Source organism: Clostridium beijerinckii, from assembly GCF_008705175.1.
Classification (GTDB): Bacteria; Bacillota; Clostridia; order Clostridiales; family Clostridiaceae; genus Clostridium; species Clostridium beijerinckii.
Window position 1 is genome coordinate 3,693,445 of record NZ_CP043998.1, and the last position, 14,199, is coordinate 3,707,643.

14 protein-coding genes are annotated in these 14,199 nt (G+C 29.7%); 6 read left to right on the forward strand and 8 right to left on the reverse strand.

Features of this window, described 5'->3' with window-relative positions:
• Positions 1 to 109 precede the first annotated feature (109 nt).
• Positions 110 to 346 carry a DUF2164 domain-containing protein gene (locus tag F3K33_RS16525; protein WP_039768272.1) on the forward strand — a complete coding sequence of 79 codons (237 nt, stop codon included), beginning with the start codon at positions 110 to 112 and terminating at the stop codon, positions 344 to 346.
• Between the two features lie 12 nt (positions 347 to 358).
• Positions 359 to 1,756: an aspartate ammonia-lyase gene (locus F3K33_RS16530; RefSeq protein ID WP_039768274.1), complete on the forward strand. Its 1,398-nt coding sequence runs from the start codon at positions 359 to 361 to the stop codon at positions 1,754 to 1,756.
• A 57-nt stretch (positions 1,757 to 1,813) separates the two neighbouring features.
• Here F3K33_RS16530 and F3K33_RS16535 read toward each other — a convergent pair whose 3' ends face one another.
• Positions 1,814 to 3,367 (reverse strand): peptidoglycan-binding domain-containing protein, encoded by a 1,554-nt coding sequence (locus tag F3K33_RS16535; RefSeq protein ID WP_174775797.1) that lies wholly within the window; start codon positions 3,365 to 3,367, stop codon positions 1,814 to 1,816.
• Positions 3,368 to 3,715: 348 nt separating this feature from the next.
• On the opposite strand from F3K33_RS16535, the gene F3K33_RS16540 reads away from it, so the two are divergent.
• Entirely contained in the window at positions 3,716 to 4,291 is a 576-nt protein-coding gene (locus F3K33_RS16540) for a class I SAM-dependent methyltransferase (RefSeq protein ID WP_084670490.1), read from the forward strand.
• Positions 4,292 to 5,469: 1,178 nt separating this feature from the next.
• Here the strand turns inward: F3K33_RS16540 and F3K33_RS16545 are convergent.
• Positions 5,470 to 5,634, reverse strand: coding sequence for an aspartyl-phosphate phosphatase Spo0E family protein (locus F3K33_RS16545; protein WP_012059427.1), 165 nt, complete (start codon positions 5,632 to 5,634; stop codon positions 5,470 to 5,472).
• A gap of 583 nt (positions 5,635 to 6,217) precedes the next feature.
• On the opposite strand from F3K33_RS16545, the gene F3K33_RS26440 reads away from it, so the two are divergent.
• Positions 6,218 to 6,382: a hypothetical protein gene (locus F3K33_RS26440; RefSeq protein WP_023973835.1), complete on the forward strand. Its 165-nt coding sequence runs from the start codon at positions 6,218 to 6,220 to the stop codon at positions 6,380 to 6,382.
• A gap of 126 nt (positions 6,383 to 6,508) precedes the next feature.
• On the opposite strand, the gene F3K33_RS16550 is transcribed toward F3K33_RS26440, so the two are convergent.
• The 5 genes from F3K33_RS16550 to F3K33_RS16570 form a co-directional block, all read right to left on the reverse strand.
• A complete protein-coding gene (locus F3K33_RS16550) occupies positions 6,509 to 7,201 on the reverse strand; it encodes an MBL fold metallo-hydrolase (RefSeq protein WP_039768277.1) in 693 nt (230 codons plus the stop codon).
• A gap of 157 nt (positions 7,202 to 7,358) precedes the next feature.
• Positions 7,359 to 8,069, reverse strand: a complete 711-nt coding sequence (locus tag F3K33_RS16555; RefSeq protein WP_039768280.1) for a DedA family protein — start codon at positions 8,067 to 8,069, stop codon at positions 7,359 to 7,361.
• A gap of 737 nt (positions 8,070 to 8,806) precedes the next feature.
• Positions 8,807 to 9,016 carry an alpha/beta-type small acid-soluble spore protein gene (locus tag F3K33_RS16560; protein ID WP_012059430.1) on the reverse strand — a complete coding sequence of 70 codons (210 nt, stop codon included), beginning with the start codon at positions 9,014 to 9,016 and terminating at the stop codon, positions 8,807 to 8,809.
• A 117-nt stretch (positions 9,017 to 9,133) separates the two neighbouring features.
• Positions 9,134 to 9,388: a hypothetical protein gene (locus F3K33_RS26820; RefSeq protein ID WP_243141351.1), complete on the reverse strand. Its 255-nt coding sequence runs from the start codon at positions 9,386 to 9,388 to the stop codon at positions 9,134 to 9,136.
• A gap of 240 nt (positions 9,389 to 9,628) precedes the next feature.
• Complete coding sequence (locus tag F3K33_RS16570) at positions 9,629 to 10,501, reverse strand: YitT family protein (protein ID WP_039768283.1); 873 nt, start codon at positions 10,499 to 10,501, stop codon at positions 9,629 to 9,631.
• A 76-nt stretch (positions 10,502 to 10,577) separates the two neighbouring features.
• Here F3K33_RS16570 and F3K33_RS16575 point away from each other — a divergent pair, with 76 nt between their 5' ends.
• Positions 10,578 to 11,234, forward strand: a complete 657-nt coding sequence (locus F3K33_RS16575; RefSeq protein WP_236886673.1) for a Crp/Fnr family transcriptional regulator — start codon at positions 10,578 to 10,580, stop codon at positions 11,232 to 11,234.
• A gap of 135 nt (positions 11,235 to 11,369) precedes the next feature.
• Here the strand turns inward: F3K33_RS16575 and F3K33_RS16580 are convergent, their stop codons facing one another.
• Positions 11,370 to 11,915: a hypothetical protein gene (locus F3K33_RS16580; RefSeq protein ID WP_039768287.1), complete on the reverse strand. Its 546-nt coding sequence runs from the start codon at positions 11,913 to 11,915 to the stop codon at positions 11,370 to 11,372.
• Between the two features lie 420 nt (positions 11,916 to 12,335).
• Between F3K33_RS16580 and F3K33_RS16585 the strand changes: the two genes are divergently transcribed.
• Positions 12,336 to 13,637, forward strand: coding sequence for an IS110 family RNA-guided transposase (locus F3K33_RS16585; protein WP_154862465.1), 1,302 nt, complete (start codon positions 12,336 to 12,338; stop codon positions 13,635 to 13,637).
• Positions 13,638 to 14,199: the final 562 nt, after the last annotated feature.

The following is a 14,199-nucleotide window of genomic DNA, read 5'->3' on the forward strand; positions in this document are numbered from 1 at the left end:
TTTAGCTAATAGACTTGTTATAAACTTAATTTCCTTTCTTGCCTGATGCTAAATATTCAGCGCATTTTTTAAACTATTTTTCGTTCATGTGCCTAACACGGAGGTTAAGATGAGAGATAAAGATAAAATTAAATTAACTAAAGAAAAACGTGAAGATATGATTTCTTCAATAAAAGAATATTTTTATAATGAGAGAGGAGAAGAATTAGGCGATTTAGCGTCAAGCCAGATATTAAACTTTATCATAGATGAATTAGCATTAGAATTTTATAATCAAGGCGTCTATGATTCTTATAAATACATGACTAGAAGTATTAATGATTTATTATCAGTACAAAAATATTAAGGAGTGTTCATTTTGGATTATAGATTAGAACAAGATGTATTAGGTGAAAAGAATATTGATAATTCTACATATAGTGGAATAAATACAGTAAGGGCTTTGGAGAATTTTGATTTAAACAGCAAAAGTGTAAATTTAAATTTAATACGAGAAATTGCCCTTATAAAAAAAGCTGCTGCTATGACAAATAAAACCTTAAAATTTCTTGACCCTGAAAAAGCCGATGCAATAATAAAAGCAAGCGAAGAAGTTATATACGGAAAATTTGATTATGAATTTAAACTTAGTGCATTTCAAGGTGGAGCTGGTACATCTACTAACATGAATGTAAATGAAGTTATTGCTAACAGAGCTATTGAATTGTTAGGAGGCGTTAAAGGGGACTACAATTTAGTTCATCCTCTTAACCATGTTAATATGTCACAATCAACTAATGATGTTTACCCTTCTGCCCTTAGAATTGCGGCAATTAGATTAATAAGAAAATTAAGTGATTCTTTATCAAGTTTGCAAGAAGCTCTTCAAATTAAGGAAAATGAATTTTCAGATATAATAAAGCTTGGAAGAACTCAGTTAATGGATGCACTTCCAATGACTGCGGGGCAAAGCTTTGGAGCATATTCTAAAGCTATCGAAAGAGACAGATGGAGAATATACAAAGTAGAAGAAAGATTAAGACAGATAAACCTTGGTGGTACAGCTATAGGTACAGGTTTAAATGCTACAAATAAATATGTATTTATGATGACAGATATTATCCAAAACCTTACTGGCCTTGGAATAGCAAGATCTGATTACCCTATGGACATTACACAAAACTGTGATATATTCGTAGAAACTTCTGGACTTTTAAAATCGTGCAGCGTAAATCTTCTTAAGATTTCAAATGATTTGAGGCTCCTTAATTCTGGTCCTCGTGGTGGAATAGGAGAAGTACTTCTTCCTAAGATGCAGGCAGGCTCAACAATTATGCCAGGAAAAGTTAATCCTGTTATCCCTGAGATGGTTGCTCAAGTAAGCTTAAGAGTTATTTCTAATGACAGCGCCATAACCATGGCAAGTTCTATGGGACAATTAGAACTAAACGCTTTTACTCCACTTATAGCAGAATGTCTACTTGAATCTCTAGAACTTCTTGAAAGAAGCGTCACACTTTTTAAAGATAAATGCATAAATGATCTAAAAATGGATGAGGATAGATGCTTAGAAAACCTAGAAAATTCCTTAGTTTCTGCAACATCCTTAGTTCCTCACCTAGGTTATGATAAAGCCAGCTTAATATCAAAAAAAGCCTTAGCCACTGGAAAAACCATAAGAGAGATTCTTCTAGAAGAACAAATATTACCTGAAGATATCATTGATAAAATATTATCTCCAACTGAATTAATAAGAACCCATATCCCAGGAAAATAAAACAAATTGAATGTGCCCTTTAAAGTATATTTTTACTCTAAAGGGCACACTTTTATTTTAATAATAAAATCTTGGAATATTCCTTTCATTATCAAATCCAGGTATAACTGGTGGTCTAAATTCATTCATTCCAAAGCTTCTGCTTGATTCAGTTGTATTAAGTTCTGCAAGTTTTGTTACTCCAACATAAATATCTGATATCCTATACCATGTTGCATAATCAACTACTCCTGTTTGAGGTAATGTAAATATTTGTTGAAATGTTTTTACTGCTGCAGCTGTTTTTTGTCCATATTTCCCATCTTCAGCAATCTTAGGAATAAGTGGATAATTTCTTGCTATTCTGTTTAATTGACCTTGAATTGCTCTTACAGGTGCTCCTGATGACCCAAGTGTCAATTCTCTTCCTGGGTATGATACTGGTATTCCAGCAACTTTTTCAGCTGTAGTTAATTCAATATTATTTCCATAGTAACGTGTTAATATATCGTATGGTCCAAGACCTTGGCGTGACAATTCTTGACTTCCCCATTGACTTAACCAGTTAGGACAAGTAACGCTCTTTCCATCGCAATATTGTGCAAAAAGCGGCTGCTTTCTTCCAACTCTTCTTATATATGTTGAAAAGATTTCATCTACAATTTCACTTATGTTATCATAAATATTTCTGCCATAATTAAATGCTTGATCATAAGCTGTAGAACTTGTAATGTCGAAATTTTTTCCCTTACCTCTATACCATTCAGTAAATATTCTATTTAATGTGAATGATACAATACAGAAAATATTTGCTCTTATAGCTGATCCTGTCCAAGTTGAATATATTTCACATGAGGCAACATTTTTAATATAATCTTTAAATGGCACCTTATAATTTGGTGCTGATGGATCATTTGGACCACCTTGATGAACAATGACAAATTCAGGCACTACAGGCTGTGGTAATACAACCCCTGAAGTTGGCGGTGGTAATGGCTTGTCTTCTGCCTCTGGTATCTTAGGAGGAAAATTTCCATTCAAAGTATTTGGCAGTATGTCTATAACTTCTTGTCTCATAGAGCCTCTGCCTAAATTAGGTTGCAAATTACATATCTGATATGCAATTTCTGAAGGAAACACTTGGCACCCTCTTATAGCTATAGGATTGAAACCTTCTCTCTCAACAGTTATATCATATAAACTATAAGGTATTTGATTACTATTGGGATTTAAGGAATATTCCAATGGTGGTGCTGGTAGTTCTATAATATCAGTTAATCCAACTACATCAGTAATTAACTCAATGGTTCTATCATTACCTAAAGTAGATTGTCCTCTTACTGTTATTCTAGCTCTATCTACTGGAATATAATCGTTTCCTCTGAAACATTGTATCTTCAATCCACCTATTCTTGGTGTAGCACCTCCATTACTTGGTGTAGTTCCAGTATTTGCAGGAGCACTTCCTGTAACATTTCCTGCACCTAATGTAGCACCTCCATTACTTTGTGTTGTAACATTCCCAGCGCTTCCTGTAGCGCCTCCTGCACTTAAAGTGGCACCTTCAGATGTATTTGGTATCATATTTTCGCCAGTACTACCTGTAACATTTCCACTACTTATATTCTCCATAACATTCCTCTTTCTATTTTTTCAAGATATTATATTTAACAAATGCAATATTTATTACTAAAAAATATAATTATGGTTAATAATTATTTACTGAAAGTGCATAATATTTATGTACTCTTAATATCTTTTTATGTGAAACCTTTAATAAGAAATTTTATATTCCAGCTTAATTTAATTGAACTTATATATGACACGAAGGCTATGAATAAACGAACCTCTCTTCGAGACAAAATGGTAGTGCTGGTGGAAAAACCACGCAAAATACCCAATAAATCTTTGGTTCATTATTATCTTTCATATGCCTAAAACAAATTTTAGCTAGATTATACAAGGAGGTGTATTTTTTAAATGATGACACACAAATTAGATGCAAAAGACACGCTCAAGATAGAAAATGAAAAGAGAAGAAAAATATTGCCACCTGAACAGACACTTATAAATCTTGATCTGCAGACTGGAGATGTAATGGCTGATATAGGATGCGGCATTGGATATTTTACTATTCCCGCCTCTAAAATTGTAGGAAAAAACGGTAAGATATTAGCACTTGATATATCAGATGAAATGCTGCAAGATGTTGAAGAAAAAATAATTGAAAATGATATATCGAATGTTGAGGCTATTTTAACAGAAGAAAATCACTTAAAATTAGAAAGTAATTCAGTCACATTTGCTTTTGCAAGTAACATAATTCATGAAGTAGAAGAAAAAGAGAGATTTTTAAATGAAATAAAGAGAATAATATGCCCAGAAGGGAAAATTGCTATACTTGAATGGGAAAAAATTGATAGTAATTTTGGACCTCCTATTGAACGTAGATTAGACAGGATGGATCTAATAAAACTATTAGATGAACTTAATTTTTCAACTATATCAACTATAGATATTGGTGAAGACTTCTACGGAATAATCGCCCAAAAATAAATCAATTTCTATTGATAAACCAACTATAATCCATACTTATGCGTATATCTCGCCGAAATAAGAATTATGCTGTTGTTCCAGTTTCTAAGGAAATTATGATGGATGATTCTAAGATCACAAGTTGTACCCAAGATGCTGGCCTCAAAGGCAAGCGCTCACAGAGAAAGTTCGAAGAACGAAATGTAAAATTTCGATTCTCACTTTTTGAGCTAGCACATTTGGAACAACTTTTAATCTAAGAATCAAAACCATCAAATTCCTAATGAAACATTTCACAAAAGCATAATTCTTATTCCTAGTTAGGATATATTCCATAGTATAAATCTAACTTTTAATTGGTTTATCATAGGGTTCCCCATTGAAAGTTTGAAATATATTACGCAGAGAAATTTTCATATTCATCTGTAACAAATATATATTCAATTTGGACTGATATCCATATAATTTCGACTCTCATTCTGGAGCCTATTCATAAACAACCTAAGAGTTAGGCTTATTAGATGAACAGATTTACAAAATTACTAAGAGACTTTAAGTTCATATCTTCACAAGAAATCATAAATATATTTGTAACTACAAGGGTAATAATATGGAGAAAACATTTGAAAATGAGCTGTTAAAGGCTCTTAAGCAGAGAACCCAAATCTTTGATTTAGTGATAATCGCTTACTCAGCTAACGAACGTGAGTAGAGTTTCCGCTAATGGTCGTTCTATTTTAGCTTGTCAAACTGAAAGTTCGAGCATGCTAAAATTATACAACCTGATGCTTAGAACCTTCAGCGATATTTTCATAGCTTTTCGGAACAAAAGTATGTTATTCATTTTGGCGAGTTATATGCATAAGTATAGATCACAGTTGGTTTATCTCCTGAAATATATTCAATACTCGAAAGTAGAAACATTTTTGCGCAGCAGGCATTTAAAAATGAGCTGTTAAAAGTGCTTTATTGTAGGTTGTTCTACTTGTGCTTGTCACACTGAAAGTGGGAGCAAGCACAAGTGGCGACAACCTGCAATTTAGCACTTTCAGCGAAATTTTTATAGTCCTGCGAAGCAACAATGTTTTTACTTTCGGTTGGCTATATGTATGATTCTAATCCATACTTGGTTTATCTATATTTATATCACAAAAAAGAGCCCCTCTTTATAAGAACTCTTTTTTATCTAGATTTCTAATCTAGCTTAATTGAATTAAATGGCTATACTCGTCCAAAATAGAATCTAATTGTTGACTTGCAACAATTACCTCAGGATCGAACAAATCAACTTTTTCCTTTATTATATTTAGAAGGTTTTGTTCCATCTCATAAATTTGCCTATCTATTTTGTTTATAGAATCCATAATTAATTCTCCTTTATTTGTTAATATCTTTAAGAATTTTTTTATAATTTTATCAGATAAACCAGTAAGGTATGTTGCCAAAATTGCTGCATAAGGAGGGTTTGCTTCTATTTTCTACTGATTTATTTTAATTTGTTTTGACACTAATATATTAACCTTAACTTACACTTATACTCTTTAAAAATATTAGAAAAAATAGTATTAATATAACATCTTGCCTACGTTTAACCAATTTCATACATAATATCAAATATAAAAGTAAATTTATATCTTAAAAATAAGTGCTTATGAGTAGTCATTAATAAATTAAAACAATCTATCCTAAAAACTCTATTTTTACTAATTATAACTTGAATATATATTACAATGTTTCATAGACTACTCTTGATACAACATTCAAACTTATTAAATTGCACCCCCGGCCATTATTCTTCTCTTTTACCAGCCCCTTATTAATTAAGGGGCTAGTTTTATTAAATTATATATTTTTAAATTTATAGAATTGTTGTGCCTAATTTTGAATATTTTATTCATTTGAGGGCAAGCTATTTTCATATTAATTTTTGTAAAAAGGAGAATTTTAATGAACAAAATGCTATTTCAAACTCGTAGAGAAAGAATTATATCATTTATTAAACTACTAAATAAAGATCTTGATTTAAGTTTTACTGAAAAGGAGATCGAAGATGATAATTTCACAGATATGCCTAAAAAGAATAATGTTATCCCATTTAAAAAAGTTGAATAACAATGTATCTATATTTATTAAAGTAGTCCAAGATATCTAAATATAATAAGCAAAAAAGAGTGCCAATTGTTGTTTGTTATATGTTAAAAAACTTAACAACATAATACTCACTCTTTTTTTAATTTATTAAAGAAATATTTTATTACGGTAATCTTCTGAACATTTCATTTCCTTTAATCGTTCTATTACGGAGCTGTCTCCCCAAAAATGCATTGGAAACACTTTATCTGTATTAGTGTTTTTCATGAAATAATCAAATCCTAAATAAAATTCTTCTCCTTGTCTAGGGTCTAAAACTACAAATGCAGCATCAAAATGTCGATTCTTTATCTTATTAATTTCTTCTTCAAATCTTTCTCTTGCATTTTCATTATCCTTTTGATCTCTTCCATTCCACCACCATAAATTAAGATCTCCTGCATGATAGATTGTTTTATCTTCTGCTGTTACAATAAATGCTACGCCCTCATCTGTGGAATTTAAAGTCTCTATTTTCAAATTTGATATTTCAAAAGTTTTATTAATATCTATAAATTCTATTTTTTCATAAACCTCATCATCAACACCATGAGTATTAAAAAATTTTCTACCAAATTTCTTCTTGATATCTTTTGAAAAAATGTACACAACATTTGGATATTTATTTAATAACTGAAAAATATCTATATTAAAATGATCATGGTGATTATGGCTTGAAAACACGTATATTGTCTTTTCTGGATCAAAATCTGGAAGCTGACCTTTAAAATAATCAAATATCAAAACTACTTTATCAAGTTCAACTGAAAAACAGCTATGTTCAACATATGTAATATTCATTTGCATCATCCTTTTTTTATAAATTTCATCTCATGCTCTACATCCACAAGAGTAATCTTCACCAATTTAACTTAAATAATCAATTCTTTAAGACAAGCAAAATCACTGGCGAATATATTTTATTTTTTACTCTCTATCAAATCTTAACTTACTAATCTTAAATAAATCCTATCATAACAACTATAAATATCAAAAATAAAACTGCTAATCCAGTAACCAATACCTTTACTTTAAGCATTGAATAAAGTATTTTACAAAACTCTTCTTTTAGAAATTTAGAAAATACATTTATTTTTTCCTTGTAGTTTATATAAAGAAGTATTAGTAATATAGCGATTAAAACTGCTATTAATAGATACCATTTTGATATTTCATTATATTTATTCCAGTTTGCTCCAAGAACCCTTCCCAATGATATAAATGTAGTAGTCCATATTAATGCACCTAAATATGCACTAATCGCAAACTTCTTATATGATACCTTAGTCATACCAGAAAAGTAGCCTGTAATATGCCTTATTCCTGGAATAAAATATGCTACAATCAACAATATACCACCATATTTTTGATACCATGTTGAAATCTTATCCATCCTATTTTTATTTAGATGAATATAAAATCCATATTTCTCAATTAATCTTATTTCTAATGCCCTGCCAATGAAATATGATATAGTAATGCCTATTATAGCCCCACTTGTAGCCACTATAATGCTGAGCAGATAACTCATTTTATTCATATAAACAACATATCCACAATAAGTCATTAGTGCCTCACCAGGCAAAGGAAATGCTATTAATTCTAACACTAAACTTATAAGCACTGCTATATATCCGTAATGATTAAACAATTCTATAACATGATCCAATACTCTCACTTCCACGGCTTAATAATTTTCTGCATACTTCCTTAGCAATAAATCTTATCTTAATTCTCCATATTTTATAAAGAGTCGCAAGCATATATGATTTATTTGGAATTAATGCATTTATTATATTACTAATTATAACCTCTTTTCATTTATTTTGCATAGTTTATAGATAAACATTATCTATCGTCTAACCTGATGTATATGTCAAATTCTTAAATCGGATATATAGGTAAATAGACTATTAAATATACTCATTAGATAAGCATATTTAGAAAGTTACAAAAACTTCAATTTCATTTCTTCCTTAAAAGTCATAAACTATACTTAAACTATGAAATATATTCCAACCAGAAATGAGTAATATACTTTTGTGGAATGTTTCATTGGTAATTTTGATGGATGTGATTCCTTGGCTATAAGTTGTTCCAAATGTGCTAGTTCAAAGCTTGTTCTTTGAGGCTAGCACTTTGGATGCAACTTTATAGCCTTAGAATCACCCATCAGAATTACCTAGAAACTGGAACAAAAGTATGTTATTCATTTCGGCGAGATATACGCATAAGTATAGACTATAGGTGGTTTATCTATAATCATTTAGCATATATTCCTTTAAACATTATAAAAAGCCAACAGAACAAATATAACAATGTTATATTGCTCTGCTGGCTTTTTAACCGCAAGGGGATAGTTATTATATTGCGAAGAAATGGTTTTCTATTATTCTATGTTACTAATTACTTTAAACCTTGTTCGTAGCTTTCAATCATGTGCTTAACCATGTATCCGCCAACGTATCCATTTTGTCTTGAAGATAAATTTCCTTTATCTTGATTTTCGTAATCATGTAATCCTACTTCTGAAGCAACCTCAGTTTTTAATCTGTTTAATCCTTGTTTTGCTTCTGGTACTAATGTTCTGTTTCTTCCACTATTATTTGATGACATATACATCTACCTCCCTTAATTAATATTTTGTTTGCAGTAATATATTAACCAGTATGATAAATTATAATCTATAAAAATATTAACAAAAGTAGTACAGATAGCTTGTATTAGATAACTTTAGATAATCTTATGTTTTACTTTGAATCCTTTACCATCATTTATGATATTTATCCCTAAAATATCAGTGAATTGTTTAAGACTTTTCATATTATTTATAAATTTAACATTTCCTTTAGCAATCAATTTCTTAATTACTTTTATTATGTCTTTTTTCTGAGAAGAACTTAGTCTCATATAATTACTTAGGCACTCTCTATTAATGTAAGTTAAAGTAGTCCATGCCTGTTCCTCTGATATGCTATTTACATCCATTAACACCCATGTAAAATCTTTTCTTCTACTATTTTCAGGATATGCAGCTTTAAAAAATTCTATAAAATGATTTATTGGCTTTGGATCTTTTTCTTTAACATACTTGCCAAGCTATGATTTTAAACTATTCTTTAAATACATTATTGTATTAGGCTTTATAGCATCCTTTAAATTATCAATTTTAGTATAAATATTTCACCTTGAGCATTTAAATTACTATTATTAATCATTCTTTATTAATTACATTGTAGACACATCTAAATTGTCATATGCACGATTTAGAGTATATCCTCTTCCCCCAACTTCCCTAACGTCTGATACTGTTATAAAAGCGCTATAATCAATTTTATTAACAATATTTTTTACTTTTTGCAGCTTCTCAGCTGGAATAACTGTGCTGATAGCTTTAGCTTCAACTTTTGAGTATCCTTTTTCTGCATGCAATAAAGTTACTCCTGTATCTGCCTCTGAGATAATAGCCTTTTTTATTTCATCATAATGATCGCTCATAATAACTACTTGTATCATTTCTTTTCCAAAAGTTAAAGTCTTATTTAACATAAAATAAGTTAAAAATACAACAACCAGACCATATAGTACATTAGTAGCACTTGAAAATGTAATCTGCAAAGTTAAAATGCATAAATCAATGACATTTAAAGTGATATGAACTGGAGTATTAAATTTTTTATTTATTATAATTCCTATAATATCAATTCCACCAGATGATGCATTTGCTTTTAATATAAGTCCTGCTCCTATTCCTATTAAGCATCCTGCAAGGACACATGATAATAATATATCATTGCAATAATGATGCAAATTTTCATGCTTTTCAAAAAAGTCCAAAAGAATAGGAAATAAAAATGTAGATACTAAAGTAGATAAAGCAAATTTCTTTCCTAAAAAAAATAATGCCGATAAAAATAATGCAATGCTTATAATGTACACAACTATTGTCAAGCTTGCCCCAGTAAAATGATTTATCACTCTTCCTAATCCTGTAACTCCACCAACAATAATATTATTCTCTAATATTAATGTGCTAATAGCAAAAGCTATTAATATATTCCCTAGAAGAATGTAAATTAAACTATTGATTTTTCCTTTCATATTATCACCCCAAGACACAGAATACCATAATACTTGAAACAAAAATGTAATCTATGTTACAATCTCATAAAAGAAGGTGAAAAATTTGGATAAAATAAAAATTCCAGAAGAATTATATTATTATTTTGAAAAAGTTGGAAAATCATTAACATATAATAAGAATGATATTATCTATATGCAAGATGATAACGCAACCCATTTATACTTAATAAAGGCTGGCCGAGTAAGAGTATATTCTTCTTCAAAAGACGGTAGTGAAATTACAATAGAGATAGTTGAAAAAGGTAGAATATTTGGTGAATCATCTTTCATTCAAAGTTCAAAACAGCCTACTACAGTAAGTGCGGTTAATGATGTTGAATTGATTTCTTGTTCATTAGAAGATCTGTATCCTTACCTAACTCAATCAAAAGAATTGATGATTCTGCTTTTTCAGTTGCTTTCAAATACATGTAATCATCTTTCAAGTCTGCTTAACCAAGCTTACTTTTATAATCGTTATGAAAAGGTAGCTAATTTTTTATTGCAACAGACAGCTGTTCCTAATAAAGATAAAAATATAAGCGAAGATTGCATTCCTTATTCTCATGAAGAAATCGCTTCTTGCATTGGTCTAAATAGAGTTACAACCACCAAGATATTAAACTACTTTAGCAAACTAGGATATATTAAACTAAAATATAAAAAGGTAATAATACTAGAACGAGAAGCTTTAATTAAATATGTAGAGTAAAAGGCTAAAATTATCTTAAAAATAGGCTATGTCTTAATATAATGTTGAAATATAGCCTATAAAAATTATAAGTGGGATTTCCCACCTACAATACTTAATATATATGAAAATTATGAAATATTTATATATATGTCTTTAAAGTGTAATTTTAAATATTTTTCCTTTCCTATGAAATAAATTGTTATCACTATAACTTGAATATTCTCCTACTTCTATGCCCAAACGATTATACATAGAAAATACCTTAGGATGACTTGATTTTAAATAAATTGCTTTATAATGTTTAGATTTATAATATTGTATTATGTTCTTCAACCACATTTCTCCATTTCCTCTGCCTTCTTGGGCTATATGAAAATAGTTGAATATCAAAATGTCTTTATCCTCTTCGTTTATCTTTATAGGTTCTTTAAAAAACATCTTATAATCAAGAATGCCACTACTAACAAGAGCAACACCTAAACATTTTTCGTCTTTCTTCATAATATGAAAGTCCATATTTATATTTTCATTGTTTCTTACATTCTCAATTAATTTACAGCAATGATAAACTTCATTATAATCATCCCACTCATTTTCTGCTTTAAACAGTAAATTTTGTATTATTGGTGCAAGATATTCGCTTTTAAATTCACTTGAAACTCCAAAATTAATACCATTAGTTTTGCTAATAATCTTCATTAACGAACCTCCTTGTATAATCTAGTTGTAACATTTGATAGAAAACTATTTATCTTTCTAACGAACATTACACCTCTTATTATTTTTAATATTCTAATTTATTACTTTGCCTACGCCCCGATAGGGAATATGCATTTCATATCTTAAATAGTTTTTTATTTAAATTCCTTAAAGGAATCTAACCAAGTTTTATATAGTCTAGTATAATACTCCTGAATAGAAGATAGATGTAAACCTCCTGGGAGGTCTTTTAGAACCTATACCCGTAAAAAAGCGTATCATTTCATCAGGTAGAATTCTATGTTTAGCTGGTTGGGTTTCCCTTCGGGAATTACCCGTGTCACAAACAAGGTTATAAGCTATCTGACAGAGTGGAAGTTCTATTCTATATCTAAAATTTAATTTAAGGAGATATATACAATGTCTAATTTTTTTTATAGTCCTGTAATAGGAATTGATGTTTCAGCTGATTTTTCATATACTGCAATACTCGCACCGAATGGTGATATTTATAAGAAGTCATTTAAAATAAAGCATGATCTCAATGGCTTCAACCACTTAGTTAATGAAATAAAAAAAGTGGAAGAAGAGTTTAACATGAAAACTGCAATTTTCATGGAGTCCACTGGCGTGTACCATTTATCTCTTTTCCACTATCTTAATAAATATTTCGATAACACATTTGTTATCAATCCACTCGTTACTAAGTCTAACAAAAATGGCGACATAAGAAAAGTGAAAAATGATAAAAAAGACGCTTTATCTATTGCAACAATAGGAAAATTTCAAAACATTAAGTTATCACAACAACTTAGCCTTGATATTTTTCTTCTGAAAAATCTTGTAAGAGAGTATTACAAACTTACAGATACTAGCTCTACTTTTAAGAAAAAATTATCCGCTGATTTAAGAGTTATTTTTCCTGGCTATAATACTATATTTTCAGATTCAACATCTAAAAGTTCAATTGAGCTTTTAAGTCAATATCCAACGCCACAATCAATTTTAGAGGCACCTAAGGAAAATATAATTAAGATTTTCCTTGATAGCTCTAAAAAGGGCATTATCTGGTCGGAAAATACATATTCCAAATTATTTAAGGTTGCTAATGAAGCTAAAATAATTGGCTTACCGTTAGACGGTTTAGCCGTCAAAATAGCCAACTCTATAACATTAATAAAAACTATTCAATCAGAGATTGATACATTGTTACAGAAAATTAACAATTTTATACAGTCTGAAACTTTTCCTGAATCTATTAGAGCTAATATTGAACTAATTGATTCAATTCCTGGCATAGGGCAATTAACTGCTATTACTATAATAGCTGAAATAGGTGATATTGATGGTTTTCTTAAGCCCAAACATCTTGTAGCTTTCTTTGGTATTGATAGCTCAGTTAATCAATCAGGTAATTTTAAAGGCGATGATAATAAAATTTCAAAAAGAGGAACTCGAATCGGTCGAAGAGCATTATATTCTGTTGCACTAGCTTCAATCCGTAACAATCGTAATGGAGTTCCTATAAATAAAGTCCTATTAGATTATTATCAAATAAACCTTAAAGGCAAAAAGCCTAAAATCGCCTTAGTCTCTATAATGCATAAAATTATAAACTACATTTTTGCTGTTCTCCGAAATCAAACTCCGTTTGAGCAAAGAGATCCCAAAATACATAAGCAAATGTTCCTAGAAAATAACTCTTTAAACAAAGTCGCTTAATTTTATTCCAATTTCTGTAACCGTTCGTGTTTTGAAACGGTTTGTTTGCCATACTCTTTTTCCAAAAACTATTTTTTTGAAAATTAACTTGACTATTATTAGCTGGTCTTTTTAAATAATGCTCTTAATTAATTGCTATTGCTTACTTGATTATAGTTTTTTTATAATGCTTATTATAACATAATTTACAAAACACCATGTATTCTATACGAATACTTCATCTGCTTCAATAACACCATCAACATATACCTCACCTAAAAATGTGCTTATACAATCAAGAAGATAATATCTTGATTAGTAATAATTTAAAAGGGGCCACGGACAATTTGAGAGTGAAATTTCCTTTAAAATCCTCACTTGTTATTTTAAAGTATACTATTTCAAATCTACCATGAAACAATAAAAAAATCGCAGGCGACTGTGGAGCCGTAGATTTTTTTTACGCATCTGCCTTTCCGAACGCATGTGAGGAAAATCTGGCAGGCGAATAAGATTTCTTTTTTATTCTTTTTCTATACAAAAACTAATTAAATAGCCTTCTTCATAAGTTATCCACAGATTC

Bases quoted from the DNA above. Each gene is read 5' to 3' on its own strand.
- F3K33_RS16580 (WP_039768287.1), bottom strand. From the start codon at position 11,915: ATGAAGATTATTAGCAAAACTAATGGTATTAATTTTGGAGTTTCAAGT.
- F3K33_RS16535 (WP_174775797.1), bottom strand. From the start codon at position 3,367: ATGGAGAATATAAGTAGTGGAAATGTTACAGGTAGTACTGGCGAAAAT.
- F3K33_RS16585 (WP_154862465.1), top strand. From the start codon at position 12,336: ATGTCTAATTTTTTTTATAGTCCTGTAATAGGAATTGATGTTTCAGCT.
- F3K33_RS26820 (WP_243141351.1), bottom strand. From the start codon at position 9,388: ATGGATGTAAATAGCATATCAGAGGAACAGGCATGGACTACTTTAACT.
- F3K33_RS16560 (WP_012059430.1), bottom strand. From the start codon at position 9,016: ATGTCATCAAATAATAGTGGAAGAAACAGAACATTAGTACCAGAAGCA.
- F3K33_RS16570 (WP_039768283.1), bottom strand. From the start codon at position 10,501: ATGAAAGGAAAAATCAATAGTTTAATTTACATTCTTCTAGGGAATATA.
- F3K33_RS16525 (WP_039768272.1), top strand. From the start codon at position 110: ATGAGAGATAAAGATAAAATTAAATTAACTAAAGAAAAACGTGAAGAT.
- F3K33_RS16545 (WP_012059427.1), bottom strand. From the start codon at position 5,634: ATGGATTCTATAAACAAAATAGATAGGCAAATTTATGAGATGGAACAA.
- F3K33_RS16540 (WP_084670490.1), top strand. From the start codon at position 3,716: ATGATGACACACAAATTAGATGCAAAAGACACGCTCAAGATAGAAAAT.
- F3K33_RS26440 (WP_023973835.1), top strand. From the start codon at position 6,218: ATGAACAAAATGCTATTTCAAACTCGTAGAGAAAGAATTATATCATTT.
- F3K33_RS16550 (WP_039768277.1), bottom strand. From the start codon at position 7,201: ATGAATATTACATATGTTGAACATAGCTGTTTTTCAGTTGAACTTGAT.